Source organism: Rathayibacter sp. AY1A7, assembly GCF_002930845.1.
Classification (GTDB): Bacteria; Actinomycetota; Actinomycetes; order Actinomycetales; family Microbacteriaceae; genus Rathayibacter.
In genome coordinates, this window is record NZ_PSTL01000011.1 from 18,541 (window position 1) to 32,852 (window position 14,312).

Here is a 14,312-nt window from a genome sequence, read left to right on the forward strand (position 1 = left end):
ATCGCGACCCCGGCGGAACGGCGAGGAGCGGCTGCCGTCGTCCTGCCGCTCGCAGGATCGGGGCGGGCCGAGGAGGTCGGGTCCGCGAGCGGGACGGCCCCTGGCGCCCCGTCCGCGCGATGCCGGCCCGCCGCCTATCCTTGAGGGCGATGTCGAACTCCCGCGCCGAGGCCGCCTACCTGCGCTCCCTCGGCGCTTTCCGGACGCCGACACTCGATCTCCTCCACGGCCGCTACGCGCCGTTCGTCGTCGCCGCCCTGTCGCTCGTGTTCACGGTCGACCGGCAGGCCGTGGCGGTCGCCGACGCGCACGCCGAGGTGGGGGAGCTGCTCGAAGAGCTCCGCTCGGCCGGGTACGACGAGGGCGAGCGCGCTCTGCCGAGCGGCACGGCGCGCGAGGTGTGCCGCTACTGGGTCCGCGTCGGCTGGCTCGTGCCGCAGATCGAGGGCGAGGCCGAGGTCTACCGGCTGAGCGCCCACGCCGTGAGCGCCCTCGAGATCACCGGGCGCACCGGAGGCGGACGCACGCGCGTCTCGAACTCGCGGGTGCGCACTCTGCTGGAGGCGGTCGAGCGGCTGGCCGCGGACGTCGAGCCCGACCCGGAGGCCCGGCTCTCGCGGCTCCGCGAGGAGCGGGCGCGCCTGGACATCGAGATCGCCGCCCTCGAGGAGGGCGCCGGTATCGAGCCGGCCGACGACGAGCAGCTCCTGGAGGAGGCCGAGAACGTGGTGCACCTCGCCCGCGAGCTGCCGGCCGACTTCGCGCGGGTGGCGGAGTCGATCAAGGCGATGCAGCGCGACGTGGTCGCGGATCTGCGCCGCGACGTCCGCCCGACCGGCGAGGTGCTGCGGGAGTACCTCGAGCGCGGGCAGCACGTGATGCAGGCGACCAGCGAGGGCCGTGCGTTCGCCGGAGCCCTCCGCCTCCTGGGCGACCCCGAGCGGATCGACGCGCTCGCCGACCAGCTCCACACGGTGCTCGTGCAGCCGTTCTCCCGTCTGATGGACCCGGCCCAGCGCGGGGAGCTGGCCGCGATCGGCCGCCGGGTGGAGCTGGGCGTGCAGGAGGTCCTGATCGCGCAGCGTCGCGCGTCCCACGTCATCACGGGCCAGGTCCGCACCCACGACCCCGCTCGCGACCGCCAGGTGGACGAGCTGCTGCGCGACGTGATGGCGGGGCTCCAGGAGTGGACGGGCGGGATCTCGCCGGACGCGCCGGTCACGCCGCTGCGGCACCTGCCCGTCGCCGGGATCGGCCACCTGCGCCAGACCCTGGGAGACGTGCGCCCGGCCGGCGGGCCGGCGTCCCTGGCCGGAGACGACGGCGACGCCGAGTTCGTCGGCGACGACAGCCGGGCCTGGGGCGGTCCCCGCTACGCGGAGCTGGAGGCCTACGTGGCGGAGCTCGGCGACGAGTTCGATCTGGCGGACGCGTTCAGCGCGGCTCCGGAGGACACTCGACGGCCCGTCGACCTGCTCGGGCTGCTCGAGATCGCGCACCGGACGGGCCTCGTCGACCGCGAGGGCTACTCCGTCGTGAGCACGCGCCGACCCGACGGGACCGTGCGCCGCTTCGCCTTCGGATCCGTGACCGCCCGCACCGAGGAGGAGACCGACGATGAGTGACACCCTGGCGACCGACGGGCCCGCCGCCGATCCGTTCATCGCGCCCGTGTCGATGGAGGAGGACCCCGACGAGCTCTTCCCCGGCGACCGCGGCGTCCTCGACACCGAGGTGCGCCGGGTGCTCGTGCACGTGCTGCAGCGCCGCTTCCTCCTCGCCGACCGCCACCGCGAGCAGTGGGCCGTGCTCCAGGAGCACCGGCAGCTGATCGAGTCGCGGCTGAACGACCTGTTCGTGCGGCTCGTCGTCGACCACGAGCGCGGGGTCGCCTACAAGCAGCAGGTGCGCTCCGACGAGGTGGAGATGCCGGTGCTGCTGCGCGACCTCCCCTACACCCGCGCCGAGACGCTGGTCCTGGTGCACCTGCGCACGGTCCATCAGCGGGAGTCGGCGGCCGGCGAGGCGTCGGCGCGCGTGGACGTCGAGGAGGTCGAGCAGACGGTGCTCAGCTACTTCGCCGACGCCGAGCGCGACACCGCCCGCCGGCAGCGCATGGTCCGCAAGGCGCTGGAGCGGCTCGGGCGCGACGGCATCGTCGACGAGGAGTCCGCCGGGCGGTACCGGATCAGCCCGATCGTGGAGATCGTGCTGAGCGCGCCGAAGCTGCGGGAGCTGAGCGACTGGCTGCGCGGGCGGGCGGGCGAGGACGCTTCCTCGGTGGTCGCAGAAGCGGCGCTCGCCGAGGAGCCCGGCTCGGACGATCCGGAGCAGGCGGACGACGACGCGCTCGAGGACGACGGCCTCGACGAGGACGCGGACCCGCCCACGGACGGCGTCCTGCCCGGGACCGATGTCGCGGACGACGAGCCGGCCGACGACGAGCCGCTGGACGACGAGCCGACCGACGACGACACCCCCGATCCGGAGGACGACCCCCGATGACGATGCTCGACACCCTCTTCGGCCTGATCCCCGCCGCCTCCCGCGGTCAGCAGTGGCTCGCCGAGGACCTGCAGCTGGTCAACTGGGGCGGCTACGACGGCGCGCACCGGGTCCGCTTCTCGCCGGGGGCCACACTGCTCTGCGGCGGCTCCGGCTCCGGCAAGTCCACGCTGATGGACGCCTACATCGCCCTGATGATGCCGCACACCACGCCGTTCAACGGCGCCTCGAACGGCGGAGTGACGGGCCGTCCGCGCGGCGAGGACCAGCGCAACATCCTCTCCTACGCGCGCGGCAAGCTCGACGAGTCGCGCACGGACGAGGGCACGACCATGCGCGTCCTGCGCGGCGACGGAGTCGACACCTGGACCGCCGTCGCGATGACCTGGGTCGACCACGACGGCTCGCGCTTCAGCGCGGTCCGCGCCTGGTACGTCCCGGCCGGCTCCCGGGTGCTCGAGGAGACCGTGCGGATCCGCGCGAGCGCCGAGGGCCCGGTCGACCTCGCCGCGCTCGACCGGGCGGCGGCGCACCGCTTCTCCGACGCGTCGCTGCGCGCGGCGGGCCTGGATCCGCTCGGCACCGACCGCGAGTTCTCGGCGCGTCTGCACGCGGTGCTCGGCATCGGAGCGGCGGGAGCCGGATCGAAGGCGATGAGCCTGCTCGCCCGCATCCAGGCCGGTCAGCAGATCACGACCGTCGACGACCTCTACAAGCGGCTCGTGCTCGAGGAGCCCGAGACCCTGGCCTCCGCCGACGCGGTCGTCGCCCACTTCGACGAGCTCGAGAGCACCCGGCAGCGGATGCTCACCGCGCGCCAGCAGGTCGCGGCACTCGAGCCGTTGCGGGGCCTGCGCCTGCGCATCGCCGCGTCCGCGGAGCGCGTGCGCCTCATCGACGCACTCGGGGAGTTCGATGCCCCGGTGTCGCCGGCGGCCCTGTGGCGCGCTGAGCAGCGCCTCGGCCTGCTGCGTGACGTCGAGGCCGAGCTGCGCGAGCGCACCCGCGCCGTCGACGCCGTGCTCCGCGAGAAGCGAGCCCTCGCCGAGGCGGCGGAGTCGGAGCGGGACGGGCTCGCCGAGGTGCTGCGGGCCTCCGGCGGCGACCGCCTCGAGACGGCCCAGCGCGAGCTCCGCGAGGTGGAGCGGCGGCTGGGCGCGGCGCGCGAGAACCGCGCCCGGCTCGAGGAGGACCTGCACGCTCTCGGCGAGCCGGAGACCACCCGCGAGCGGTTCGAGGCGGTGCTCGCCCGGGCGGCGAGCGCGGCCGACGCCAAGCGCAGCACCCGTGCGGCCTGGTCGGACGCGGTCGCCGAGCGGAAGGCCGCGGCGCGCGAGCTCGCCGAGCTCGAGGCGGAGCAGCGCTCGGCCTCGGACCGTCGGGACAGCATCCCCCGGCCTCTGCACGAGGCGCGCGAGCGGATCGCGGAGGCAGCCGGCCTCACCGCCGACGACCTGCCCTTCGTCGGCGAGCTGGTCGAGGTGCGTGCCGAGTTCGAGCCCTGGCGCGAGGCGTTCACGCTCGCCCTCGGCGGCTTCGCGACGACGCTGATGATCGACTCCGCCCACCTCGACCGCTTCCGCCGCGCCATCGACTCCCTCCGGCTCCCGGTCCGGCTCCGCTACGAGGGCGTGGAGACCGGGTTCGAGGAGGTGCGGGGCCTCGACCCGCAGACGCTGCCCGGGCGCCTCGACTACCGCGCCACCGCCTTCACCGGCTGGCTGCAGGACCGGCTCGAGGACCGCTTCGGCTACGTGTGCGTCGACAGCGCTGCGGAGCTCGGACGCCACCGGCTCGCCCTGACCCTCACCGGTCAGCTCTCGCAGGGGCAGCGCGGTGCGCACGGCGGCCACGGCGCCGCGAACGTCCTCGGCTTCTCCAACTCCCGTCGTCTCCGCGAGCTGAACGCCCTGGTCGAGGCGGCCCGGGCCCGCAGCGCGGCGTCCGTCTCGGCGGCGTCGGCGGCGGAGGAGGCCCTCGATGCGCTCGACGACCGGATGACGCGCCACGCCCGCCTCGCGCTGGTGAGCTGGGAGACGGTCGACGTCGAGTCGCTGCTCGCCGAGCAGGAGCGCTGGGAGGCGGTCGGCGCCGAGGCGGCGGAGGCGAACCCCGAGCTCGCCGGGCTGCAGGAGCAGATCGACGGGCTGCGCGGCCGCCTCGAGCGCCTCCGCCAGGAGATCGCGCGCGCCGGTGTGGAGCGCGAGCGGATCGAGGCGGAGTGGGCCGTCGTGGTCGACGACGTCGACGCGAGCCAGGCGGTTCTCGATGCGGCGGAGCGCGCCGGACGCGAGCTCGACGACGACCAGCGCGCCTTCCTCGACGCCCGGTTCACGCTGACCGAGGCCGCGGCGTCCGGCAGCGCCTCAGACGTCCTGGTCCGCTTCGACGCAGCGCTCGCCACGGCGGCGCAGCGACTGGCGGAGGACCGCCGCTCCGCGGCCGAGGCGCACGAGCAGCAGCGTGAGAGCGCCGGCCGGATCATGGCCGGCTTCCTCGACCGCTGGCCGAACCCCAACCTGCTCGCGGACCCCGAGGCGTCCGCGGGCGACTTCGAGCGGCTGCTCGACGCCCTCGAGACCAGCGGCCTGCACCGGCTCGAGACCGAGTGGCGCGACAGCCTGCTCACGCTCTCCGGCAACGACCTCACGAGCTTCGACTCCACGCTCGGCCGCTCGCTGAGGGAGATCCGCGAGCGGATCGAGCCGATCAACGTGATCATGCAGGATCTGCCGTTCTACGACGACGGCCATCGCCTGCAGATCACGACGCGCGAGAACCAGTCGGAGGTGCGCCGTCGCTTCCGCCGCGAGCTCCGCGAGGTGCGCGCGCAGATCCAGGCCGTGTCCGCGGAGGAGGAGCGCGAGCAGGTCTACCGGCGGATGTCCCGGCTCATCCAGCGGCTGCGGCGCACCGCGCCCGACTTCGGCGACCTCGTCGACGTCCGCAACCACGTCCGGGTCAGCGCCGAGCGCGTGGACGCCGTCACCCGAGCGCACGTGGCGCTGTACGACCACATCGGCGAGAAGTCCGGCGGGGAGTCGCAGGAGCTGATCGCCTTCATCGTCGGAGCGGCGCTGCGCTACCAGCTCGGCGACGCGGGAGCCGACCGCCCCCGGTACGCCCCGGTCTTCATGGACGAGGCGCTGATCAAGGCCGACGCCCACTTCACCAAGCGGGCGATCGGTGCGTGGCGCGGTCTCGGCTTCCAGCTCGTGATCGGCGCCCCGAACGACAAGTACAGCGCGATCGAGCCGCACGTCGAGGTGGAGTACGACATCCTCAAGGACACGCGCGGACGCTCCTGGGCCAGGCCGAAGGTGGGCCTGGCCCCCTAGGGCTTCGTGCCGATCTTCGCGTGGCTGCGCGAGTAGGCGAAGTAGATCGCGAAGCCCACGGCCAGCCAGATCAGGAAGCGCAGCCAGGTCTCGATCGAGAGGTTGAGCATCAGGTAGGTGCAGATCAGGGCGGAGAGCAGCGGGAGCCACGGGTTCAGCGGGACCCGGAAGCCGCGCTTCAGGTCGGGCCGCTTGCGGCGCAGCACCACGACGCCGACCGAGACCAGCACGAACGCCGAGAGCGTTCCGATGTTGACCATCTCCTCGAGCACGCCGATCGGGGTGAGCCCGGCGAGCAGCGCGACGACGATGGTCACGACCACGGAGGTGAACCACGGCGTGCGCAGGCGCGGGTGGACGGTGGCCAGGCGCCGGGGGAGGAGCCCGTCGCGCGCCATCGCGAAGATGATGCGCGTCGCTCCGATCAGCAGCGTCAGCACGACGGTGGTCAGGCCCGCGACGGCGCCGGCCGAGATGACCGTCGCCATCCAGGTCTGCCCGTGGTAGGCGAACGCGTTGGCGAGCGCGGCCGACGGGTCGAGCTCGCGGTAGGGGACCATGCCGGTCACGACGAGGGCGACGGCGCAGTACAGGACCGTGCAGATGATCAGCGAGGCGATGATGCCGATGGGCAGGTCGCGCTGGGGGCGGCGGGTCTCCTCCGCGGTCGTCGCGACGACGTCGAACCCGATGTAGGCGAAGAACACCAGGGAGGCGCCGGCGATGATGCCGCCGACCCCGAACGTGGCCGGCTCGATGCCCGAGAGGAACTGGAGCAGCGGCTGGGTCAGACCGGACGCGGACTGCGAGGGCTCGGCGGCGGGGACGAACGGCGTGTAGTTGGCGGTGTTGATGAACTGCAGGCCCGCGATGATGACGAACAGGACGATGAACAGCTTGATCGCGACGAGCACCAGGTTGACGCGCAGCGATTCCTTGATCCCGAAGGTCATCAGCGCGCCGAGCACGAGGACGAGCAGGATCGCCGGCACGTCGACCACGCCGCCGTAGGTGAGCGCCGGCGGGAGGGTCACTCCCAGCTGCTGCAGCAGCGACCCGAGGTACGCGCTCCACCCCTGCGCGACCACGCTCGCTCCGAGGAACAGCTCGAGGATCAGGTCCCAGCCGATGATCCAGGCGAAGAGCTCGCCGAGGGAGGCGTAGGAGAAGGTGTAGGCGGAGCCCGACACCGGGACCGTGGAGGCGAACTCGGCGTAGCACATGGCCGCGAGGGCGCAGGCGAAGGCGGCGACGACGAAGCTCAGGACGATCGCCGGTCCGGCGATGTCATGGGCGGCGCGGCCGGTGAGGGTGAAGATGCCGGCGCCGATGACGACTCCGACGCCGAAGACCGTGAGATCGAGCGCGGTCAGCGACTTCTTGAGCTTGTACTCGGGCTCATCGGTGTCGGCGATCGACTGCTCGACGGACTTGGTGCGGAGGAGGCTCACGGTGGTTCTCTCTGTGGGCTGCGGGGTGGAGGCGCGAGGGCCACTGGGGAGGATAGCGGGGTGGGCGCCTCTGCCGCGCCGGGCGTCGCGCGAGTACGCTTCCCGGCCATGAGCAGGATCTTCTCCGTGGCGTTCGCCGACGTGCACCCCCTCTACGTGGCGAAGGCGGAGCGCAAGGGCCGGACGAGGGAGGAGGTCGACGAGGCGGTCCGCTGGCTCACCGGCTTCTCGGACGAGGAGCTGGCCCGGCACCTCGAGAGCAGGACGACCTTCGAGGAGTTCTTCGCGGCGGCGCGCCTGCCTCCGCAGGCCTCGGCGATCACGGGGATGATCTGCGGCGTGCGGGTCGAGACGATCGAGGATCCGCTGATGCAGCGCATCCGGTACCTCGACAAGCTGATCGACGAGATCGCGAAGGGACGGCCGATGGCGAAGGTGCTGCGGGCTCCCGCGGCCGGCTGAGCCGCCGGCCCCGGGCGCTCCTCCACAGGCGCCGATCCGCTCCGGTTCTCCCCGGTCCGGGCCGGCGGGATCTCGCGCCGCCGGCGACGCGAGCAGGGTGTCGGACATGACATCCCCACAGCGAACCCCTGCTCCTCCGTCCCGCCGCCGCGATCCCGAAGTCCTGCGGGCGAGCGCGATCCAGGACCTCCTGGCGGCCGTCCCCTCCATCATCGGCATCCGTCCGGAGGAGTCCGTCGTGGTGGTGCCGTTCCTCGGCACGCGCGCCGGAGGCGGCTTCCGGATCCCGCTCCCGGAGACGCTGCGCGGGATGGAGGCGGAGGCGCTGGCGGGCGGCTGCGCGGCCATGATGGAGACGATGCCGCGGGCCACCGGTATGCTGGTGGTGGTCTGCACCCGTGCGGGCTACGCCGAGGAGCGGGGGATCCCGCATCTCGACCTCGGCCACGCGGTGCTCCGGCGCCTGGAGCGCACGCGCCTGGACATCATCGCCGTGGCCTGCATCGCCGCCGACGGATGGGGGCGCTACACGGACGCCGAGGAGTGCCGCAGGCCACGTCCGCTCCTCGAGATCGAGCGGAGCGAGACCGGCGTCCTCGCCCGAGCGGTGGCCGACGAGCCTCTGGACATCGACGCGCTCTCCGTGCTGCCGCCGGTCCTCGAGGAGGATCGCGCGCTCGTCGCGGAGGTGCTCCGCCGGCCGCCCCTGGTCGGCGACACGGAACGGCTCGTCGAGCGCTGGCTCAGCGGACCGCGGGACGTCCGCCGCGAAGGACTGATCGTGCGGACGCTGCAGTCGCCGCCCCTCCGCGATCGGGTGACCGTGCAGATCGCGCGGAGCCCGCAGGCGGGAGTGGGAGTGCCGCCCGGCGCGGTGGGCGACGCCCGCGCCGGAACGGACGACGACCACGACCTCGAGCTGTCGGCCCTGCTGCTCGGCAGCGGGCGTGCTCCGGAGCGCGGCCGTCTGGCGCGGGCGACCGGGCTCCTCGCCCGCGCCGCCGCGCTGGCGCCGGAGGAGGCGCGCTCCTCTGTGCTCACCGTTCTCGCGTGGTGCTGGTGGGCGAGGGGAGTCTCGAGCCTCGCGGGGCTCCACCTCGACGAGGCGCTGCGGCTCGACCCCGACGACTCGATGGCCCGGCTCTACGCCTCGCTGTTCGCGGCCCGCCCCCTGCCGGACTGGGTGCTCGCGGCCGCTGCCGAGGCCCTCGATGCCGCGAGCGCCTGAGGTCGGGCGCCGGCCGGTGCGCTCGCCCCGGAGACGGATGCTCTTGCGCGGGAGAGGGGACGGGCCTAATGTGCAACCACATGGTTGTACGAACGGACGCCGACACCGACCTGCTCTTCCGGGCGCTGGCCGACAGCACCCGCCGCGACATCGTCGCCCGGGTGCTGGTCGGCGAGCAGTCCGTCTCCGCACTCGCGGCGCGCTACCAGATGTCGTTCGCGGCGGTGCAGAAGCACGTGGCCGTCCTCGAGCGGGCGGCACTCGTCCGCAAGCGGAGGAGCGGGCGGGAGCAGCTGGTGCAGGGTGAGGTCGCCGCAGTGCGGCGGGCGTCGCGCCTGCTCGACGCCTACGAGCAGCTGTGGGCGGGGAGGATCGACCGCATGTCGGACCTCCTCGACGAGGAGTGACACCCGCGAGCCGATCGGCGCGCGGGATCTGCTGGAGGGAGAGGCGCGATGAGCGTGCTGCAGTCCGTGAAGGACATCGAGGAACTGACCCTGACCGTGACCGCCGAGTTCGACGCGGGGATCGAGCGCGTCTGGCTCCTCTGGACGGATCCGCGCCGCCTCGAGCGCTGGTGGGGGCCGCCGACCTGGCCGGCGACCTTCGAGCGGCACGAGCCGGTCGAGGGCGGACGGAGCGCCTACGTCATGACGGGACCGGACGGCGAGCAGGCGCGCGGCTGGTGGCGCGTGACCCGGGTGGAGGAGCCGACGCGGTTCGAGTTCGAGGACGGCTTCGCCGACGAGCGGGGCGATCCGGTCGACGCGCTGGGGATCACCCGGGCCACGGTCACCCTCGACGAGATCGAGCCGGGGCGCACGCGGATGGTCCTCAGCAGCCGTTTCGAGTCGGTCGAGCAGCTCGAGCAGATGGTCCAGATGGGCATGGAGGAGGGACTCCGCCAGGCGATGGGGCAGATCGACGCGATCCTGCTCGAGGACTGAGTCGGCGCCCATGGAGGTTCGGCGCTCGCCGCGCCGAGCCTCCGGGCGGAGGAGCCGTCCGCGCTACTGCTCGGGGTCGGTGAGGGCGGCGGCGTAGGCGCGGACGGAGCGCTGGTACCGGGGGAGCCCCGGAGCCAGCGCCTCCAGCGCGATCCGCAGGGCCTCGTCGACGCGCCCGGCGCTGTGCAGGGCGAGCGCGAGGAACACCTCCCGCGCGGAGCCCACCGCGGGGTGCGCGGCGGCGCCGGCGAGGAGGTCGATCGCCTCATCGGTGCGGCCGAGGTTCCGGAGTGTCGAGGCGTACTGGATCGTCAACCGCGCCCGCCGCTCGTCATCCAGGCCGGCTGCGAGGGCGCGCTCGTACTCGACCGCCGCCTCCGCCTCGTGTCCCGCGCTGTCGAGGGCGCCGCCCAGCTCGAAAGCGGCGATTCCGTCGTGTCCCGGGTAGCGGGCTGCGAGGACGCGCATCCGCTCGACGACGCCGTCCGGGTCGTCCTGAGCGTCGAGGCGCTCGACCGCCGCGAGCCAGAGGGCGAGCGCGTCGGTCTCGGGGCGGTCGGGGTCGGAGGCGCGTGTCTCGGTCACGCCTCCGACGCTACCGCGCCCGCACAGTGCGGCGGAGCGGGGCTACGAGGCGGTCGAGTCGGCGCCGTCGTCGTCCGACCCGCCGTCGTCGGAGCCGGAGGTGCCCGCTCCGACCGGCGCGGCGCGTCGCCCGGCCTCGATCAGGGCGGTCGACGCAGCCGCTCCGCCGATCAGGGCGAACAGCGCCCAGCCGGCTCCCCACTTGCGCTTGCCGAACAGGGCGTCGAACGAGAGCGCGCCGGGGCCGTCCGCGACGATCGCGGCCGTCGCCGCGACGAGGACGGCGTTGTACTCCCACCCGCCGCCCGCGTTCCACAGGCCGTTGCTCCAGTGCACCTTGCGCACGGCGGTGACCATCGTGGCGACGAGTCCGGCGGCGGCGAGCGGAGTCGCGGCGCCGAGGGCGAGAGCGGCGCCTCCGGCCGTCTCGGTCACCGCTGCGGCGACGGCGTTGCGCCGGGCCGGGTGCATCTCCAGGCTCGACATCATCTGCTCGGTGCCGTCGAGGCCGGGGCCGTCGAACGAGCCCCGCAGCTTCTGCAGACCGTGTCCGACGAAGAGCCCGCCGACGGCGAGACGGAGAACGAGTGAGCCGACCTTCATGGTGACCTCCGGGGTGGGGTGGGGACGTGTAGTGCGAGGGTCCCGGCTGCGACGCGCCCGGTCAAGGGGTCGCGCCCGGTGAGCGGGCCGCGCGCGAGGTGTGCGCGCTCGGGGAGGGCTCAGAGCAGCGCGTAGGCGGAGGCGTCCATCATCACGGTGCCGTCGGTGCACACCTGGAGCTCGGCCGGGGCGCGGACCGCGCCGTCCGGGGCGTCGAGGACCTCGGCGACGAGGAACGCGGAGGTCCCGACCGCGCAGCCGTAGGCGCCGGGAGAGTGCCAGGCGACCCGGACGTCCGCCCGGGCGCCCGGGACGAGGATCACGGGAGCGTCGGGGTTCGGGCCGGACGCGTCGGCGACCGCGCTGATCCGGTTCCCGTCTGCGTCGGTCGCGTAGACGCCGGGGATGCCCGCGAGAGCGCAGTCGGAGGAGGAGGTGCTGGTGAGCACGAGGTCGAAGGCGCTGTTCCCGGCACCCGACGCGTCGGGGTCGGGGCGGTACTCCATCGTCAGGTCGGAGCCCGTGCAGCGCGCCGCCGCCGGATCCGCGGCGGGAGAACCGGTCGACGAGGGCTCGGGGGTCGCCGTGACCGTCACGGTCACGGTGGGAGTCGGCGTCGGAGCGGGAGTCGGCGAAGAGGTCGCGGTCGCGGTCGGCGTCGGGAGCGGCGTCCGCGCGGACGGGGCTCCGCCGCTGCCCGCGCAGCCGGTGAGGACGAGGACGAGTGCTGCTGCTGCCGGCGCGGAGGCGCCGGTCCGGTGCGAGAACGTGCTCATGTCCGCAGTCTGCCACCGCCCGGACCGAACGGCCCCGCGGATCCGCGAGCATGCTCGGAGATCCCGGTCAGGGAGGCGGAGGACCGATGCGGCGGGCGTCCGGAGGTGCCCCCTCCTCGCGCCCGCCGCACCGGGGTCGGCGCTAGACGCGGACGACCATCTTCCCGGTGTTGCCGCCGCGCATCATCGAGAGGAACGCGTCCACGGCGTGGTCGATGCCGTCGACGACGGTCTCGTCGTAGGCGATCTCTCCGTCGGCGAACCAGCCGGCCATCAGCCGGTTGAACTCCGGCGCGTGGTCGAGGTAGCCGGACAGCGTGAATCCGCGCAGCGTGAGACCGCGGGTGATGATGTTCGCCATGTTGTCGGGGCCGGGCGTCTTCTCGGTGCTGTTGTAGCCGGCGATCGCTCCGCAGAGCGCCGCGCGGCCGCCGTCGCGGAAGGCGTCGAGGGCCGCTTCGAGGTGGTCGCCGCCGACGTTGTCGAAGTACACGTCGATCCCGTCGGGCGCGGCCTCGGCCAGCTGCTCGCGGACCGGGCCGGAGTGGTAGTCGAAGGCGGCGTCGTAGCCGTACTTCTCGGTGAGCAGGGCGACCTTCTCGGCCGAGCCCGCGGATCCGACGACCCGCTCGGCTCCGAGAAGGCGCGCGATCTGACCGGCGGCCGAGCCGACGGCTCCCGCGGCGCCCGAGACGAAGACGGTGTCGCCCTCCTTCATGCCCGCGATGGCGGTGAGCCCGACGTACGCGGTGAGTCCGGTCATCCCGAGGATGCCGAGGCGGAGCGAGAGCGGCACTCCGGGGATCTCGGGGACGACGCGGAACTGCGACGATTCGGCCTGCACGACGTCGCGCCAGCCGAGCTGGTGCAGGACCGCGCTGCCGACGGGGAACGCGGGGTCGTCGGAGACGGTCACCCGGCCGACGGCACCGCCGGTCATGGTCTCGCCGAGGGCGAAGGGCGGGGTGTAGCTCTTCACGTCGTTCATGCGGCCGCGCATGTAGGGGTCGACCGAGAGGAAGGCGTTCTCGACGCGGATCTCGCCCGCGGCCGGATCGCCGTACTCGACGGTCGCGGTCCGGAAGTCCTCGGCGACGGGCCAGCCGTCGGGGCGGCGGACGAGCTGGATCTGGGTGCTGGTGACGGTGCTCATAGGACCTTTCGTGGTGGTGGAGCGGAGGGGATCAGAGTGAGAGGCCGACGGCGAGAGCGATCAGGGCGAGCAGACCCGGGGTCATCTGGGTCAGCGCGGCGCGGCGCTTGGTCGGAGCGGAGAGGAGCAGGACGAGTGCTGCGGCGACCATCGATCCGGCGCCGGCGAACACGAGGGCCGCGCCGACGGCGGTGGCGCCGATCGCGACGGCGACGATGCCCGCCACGGTGACGACGGCGAGGAAGAGGTTGTAGAAGCCCTGGTTGTAGGCCATCTCCTTCGTCGCCTCCGCCTCGCCGGCCGTCGTGCCGAACGTCGATCGGGCGCGCGAGGTCGTCCAGAGGACCGACTCGAGCACGAAGATGTAGACGTGCAGCGCCGCGGCGAGAGCGGCGAGCACCAGTCCGAGAACGATCACGGCGGGCCTCCAGGCGATGGTCGTGATGCGGAGGGCTCCGCACCGATTGTGTAACGACCAGTCCACAATATACTGGAGCGAGCGGTCCGCGCCAGTGCGGCGCCGCAGCTGTCACCCCTCAGGAGGAGCACCGTGGGTCGCACGCAGGGCTTCGACACCGAGCAGGTCGTCCGCGCCGCCCGCGCCGTCTTCTGGGAGAGCGGCTTCGAGGAGGCGTCGCTCCCGGACCTGGAGTCCGCGACCGGACTGCGCCGCTCCAGCCTCTACCACGCCTTCGGCAACAAGCGCGGGCTCTTCGACGCTGCCGTGCAGAGCTACCTCGACGAGGTGGTGCGGCCCCGGCTCGCCCCGCTCGTCGATCCGCGAGGGGCGTCGCCGACGGCGCTCGAGGAGTACTTCGCCGGGCTGCGGGCGGCGCTCGCCGACTCCCGCACGCTCTCCGCGAGGAGCGGCTGCCTGCTGCTCAACGCCGCGGGCGCGCCGATCGCGCGCGACGACGCCGTGCGCGAGGTGATCGCCGACTACCGGGCCGAGCTGCTGGGCGCACTGCGCGCCGGAGCGCTCGCCCGCTGGCCCGACGCGCAGGCGTGGGCGTCGGCTCAGGCGGACGTCCTCGTGTCGCTCCTGGTGGCCGCGCTCGTGCTGGCCCGCGTCGATCCGGCGCAGTCGCTCGCCACCGTGGACGCCGCGCTCGCGCTCGTCCGATCCTCCGCGCCCTGACGGCCGTCGCGACGAACGCCGGAGCACCGCTCTCGCGCCGGGCCCGCCCTCGCAGCCGGCGCGCCGGGTCGGCCCGCACAGCACGACGCCCCCGTGCGCCTCGCGTCCAGATGGGACGGATGCGCG

14 protein-coding genes are annotated in these 14,312 nt (G+C 73.6%); 8 read left to right on the top strand and 6 right to left on the bottom strand.

Features of this window, described 5'->3' with window-relative positions; genetic code table 11:
- The first annotated feature begins 149 nt into the window (after window positions 1-149).
- Genes C5B95_RS10090 through C5B95_RS10100 form a run of 3 tightly spaced genes read left to right on the top strand, consistent with a single transcriptional unit; the run spans window position 150 to window position 5,843 of the window.
- Entirely contained in the window at window positions 150-1,625 is a 1,476-nt protein-coding gene (locus C5B95_RS10090) for a DUF3375 domain-containing protein (protein ID WP_104349078.1), read from the top strand.
- Window positions 1,618-2,505: a DUF4194 domain-containing protein gene (locus C5B95_RS10095; protein ID WP_104315582.1), complete on the top strand. Its 888-nt coding sequence runs from the start codon at window positions 1,618-1,620 to the stop codon at window positions 2,503-2,505. The genes C5B95_RS10090 and C5B95_RS10095 overlap by 8 nt, the downstream gene beginning before the upstream one ends.
- A complete protein-coding gene (locus C5B95_RS10100; RefSeq protein ID WP_104349079.1) occupies window positions 2,502-5,843 on the top strand; it encodes an ATP-binding protein in 3,342 nt (1,113 codons plus the stop codon). The genes C5B95_RS10095 and C5B95_RS10100 overlap by 4 nt, the downstream gene beginning before the upstream one ends.
- Here the strand turns inward: C5B95_RS10100 and C5B95_RS10105 are convergent.
- Window positions 5,840-7,294, bottom strand: a complete 1,455-nt coding sequence (locus tag C5B95_RS10105) for an amino acid permease (RefSeq protein ID WP_104250729.1) — start codon at window positions 7,292-7,294, stop codon at window positions 5,840-5,842. The two genes, C5B95_RS10100 and C5B95_RS10105, sit on opposite strands and share 4 nt — an antisense overlap.
- 108 nt (window positions 7,295-7,402) lie before the next feature.
- On the opposite strand from C5B95_RS10105, the gene C5B95_RS10110 reads away from it, so the two are divergent.
- The 4 genes from C5B95_RS10110 to C5B95_RS10125 all read left to right on the top strand — a co-directional run bounded on the left by C5B95_RS10110 (window position 7,403) and on the right by C5B95_RS10125 (window position 9,931).
- Window positions 7,403-7,756: a DUF2200 domain-containing protein gene (locus C5B95_RS10110; protein WP_104257296.1), complete on the top strand. Its 354-nt coding sequence runs from the start codon at window positions 7,403-7,405 to the stop codon at window positions 7,754-7,756.
- A gap of 106 nt (window positions 7,757-7,862) precedes the next feature.
- A complete protein-coding gene (locus tag C5B95_RS10115; protein ID WP_104349080.1) occupies window positions 7,863-8,984 on the top strand; it encodes a DUF4192 family protein in 1,122 nt (373 codons plus the stop codon).
- An 80-nt stretch (window positions 8,985-9,064) separates the two neighbouring features.
- Window positions 9,065-9,391: a helix-turn-helix domain-containing protein gene (locus C5B95_RS10120; RefSeq protein ID WP_104349109.1), complete on the top strand. Its 327-nt coding sequence runs from the start codon at window positions 9,065-9,067 to the stop codon at window positions 9,389-9,391.
- 48 nt (window positions 9,392-9,439) lie between these two features.
- The gene (locus C5B95_RS10125) at window positions 9,440-9,931 is read left to right on the top strand and encodes an SRPBCC domain-containing protein (RefSeq protein ID WP_104222538.1); all 492 of its coding nucleotides are present in this window, start codon (window positions 9,440-9,442) and stop codon (window positions 9,929-9,931) included.
- A 63-nt stretch (window positions 9,932-9,994) separates the two neighbouring features.
- On the opposite strand, the gene C5B95_RS10130 is transcribed toward C5B95_RS10125, so the two are convergent.
- The 5 genes from C5B95_RS10130 to C5B95_RS10150 all read right to left on the bottom strand — a co-directional run bounded on the left by C5B95_RS10130 (window position 9,995) and on the right by C5B95_RS10150 (window position 13,466).
- The gene (locus C5B95_RS10130) at window positions 9,995-10,516 is read right to left on the bottom strand and encodes a tetratricopeptide repeat protein (protein WP_258059938.1); all 522 of its coding nucleotides are present in this window, start codon (window positions 10,514-10,516) and stop codon (window positions 9,995-9,997) included.
- Between the two features lie 42 nt (window positions 10,517-10,558).
- Window positions 10,559-11,119: a DoxX family protein gene (locus tag C5B95_RS10135; RefSeq protein ID WP_104238585.1), complete on the bottom strand. Its 561-nt coding sequence runs from the start codon at window positions 11,117-11,119 to the stop codon at window positions 10,559-10,561.
- A gap of 119 nt (window positions 11,120-11,238) precedes the next feature.
- Window positions 11,239-11,895: a DUF4232 domain-containing protein gene (locus C5B95_RS10140; protein ID WP_104349081.1), complete on the bottom strand. Its 657-nt coding sequence runs from the start codon at window positions 11,893-11,895 to the stop codon at window positions 11,239-11,241.
- A gap of 142 nt (window positions 11,896-12,037) precedes the next feature.
- The gene (locus C5B95_RS10145; RefSeq protein WP_104222542.1) at window positions 12,038-13,048 is read right to left on the bottom strand and encodes an NADP-dependent oxidoreductase; all 1,011 of its coding nucleotides are present in this window, start codon (window positions 13,046-13,048) and stop codon (window positions 12,038-12,040) included.
- Between the two features lie 31 nt (window positions 13,049-13,079).
- On the bottom strand, window positions 13,080-13,466 hold the full coding sequence (locus tag C5B95_RS10150; protein WP_104238588.1) for a DUF1304 domain-containing protein: 387 nt from the start codon (window positions 13,464-13,466) through the stop codon (window positions 13,080-13,082).
- A 132-nt stretch (window positions 13,467-13,598) separates the two neighbouring features.
- On the opposite strand from C5B95_RS10150, the gene C5B95_RS10155 reads away from it, so the two are divergent.
- Window positions 13,599-14,186: a TetR/AcrR family transcriptional regulator gene (locus C5B95_RS10155; RefSeq protein WP_104349082.1), complete on the top strand. Its 588-nt coding sequence runs from the start codon at window positions 13,599-13,601 to the stop codon at window positions 14,184-14,186.
- Window positions 14,187-14,312: the final 126 nt, after the last annotated feature.

Excerpts from the sequence above, each read along its gene's own strand:
- C5B95_RS10125 (WP_104222538.1), top strand. The coding sequence starts at position 9,440 with ATGAGCGTGCTGCAGTCCGTGAAGGACATCGAGGAACTGACCCTGACC.
- C5B95_RS10140 (WP_104349081.1), bottom strand. The coding sequence starts at position 11,895 with ATGAGCACGTTCTCGCACCGGACCGGCGCCTCCGCGCCGGCAGCAGCA.
- C5B95_RS10090 (WP_104349078.1), top strand. The coding sequence starts at position 150 with ATGTCGAACTCCCGCGCCGAGGCCGCCTACCTGCGCTCCCTCGGCGCT.
- C5B95_RS10145 (WP_104222542.1), bottom strand. The coding sequence starts at position 13,048 with ATGAGCACCGTCACCAGCACCCAGATCCAGCTCGTCCGCCGCCCCGAC.
- C5B95_RS10095 (WP_104315582.1), top strand. The coding sequence starts at position 1,618 with ATGAGTGACACCCTGGCGACCGACGGGCCCGCCGCCGATCCGTTCATC.
- C5B95_RS10110 (WP_104257296.1), top strand. The coding sequence starts at position 7,403 with ATGAGCAGGATCTTCTCCGTGGCGTTCGCCGACGTGCACCCCCTCTAC.
- C5B95_RS10120 (WP_104349109.1), top strand. The coding sequence starts at position 9,065 with ATGGTTGTACGAACGGACGCCGACACCGACCTGCTCTTCCGGGCGCTG.
- C5B95_RS10100 (WP_104349079.1), top strand. The coding sequence starts at position 2,502 with ATGACGATGCTCGACACCCTCTTCGGCCTGATCCCCGCCGCCTCCCGC.
- C5B95_RS10135 (WP_104238585.1), bottom strand. The coding sequence starts at position 11,119 with ATGAAGGTCGGCTCACTCGTTCTCCGTCTCGCCGTCGGCGGGCTCTTC.
- C5B95_RS10115 (WP_104349080.1), top strand. The coding sequence starts at position 7,863 with ATGACATCCCCACAGCGAACCCCTGCTCCTCCGTCCCGCCGCCGCGAT.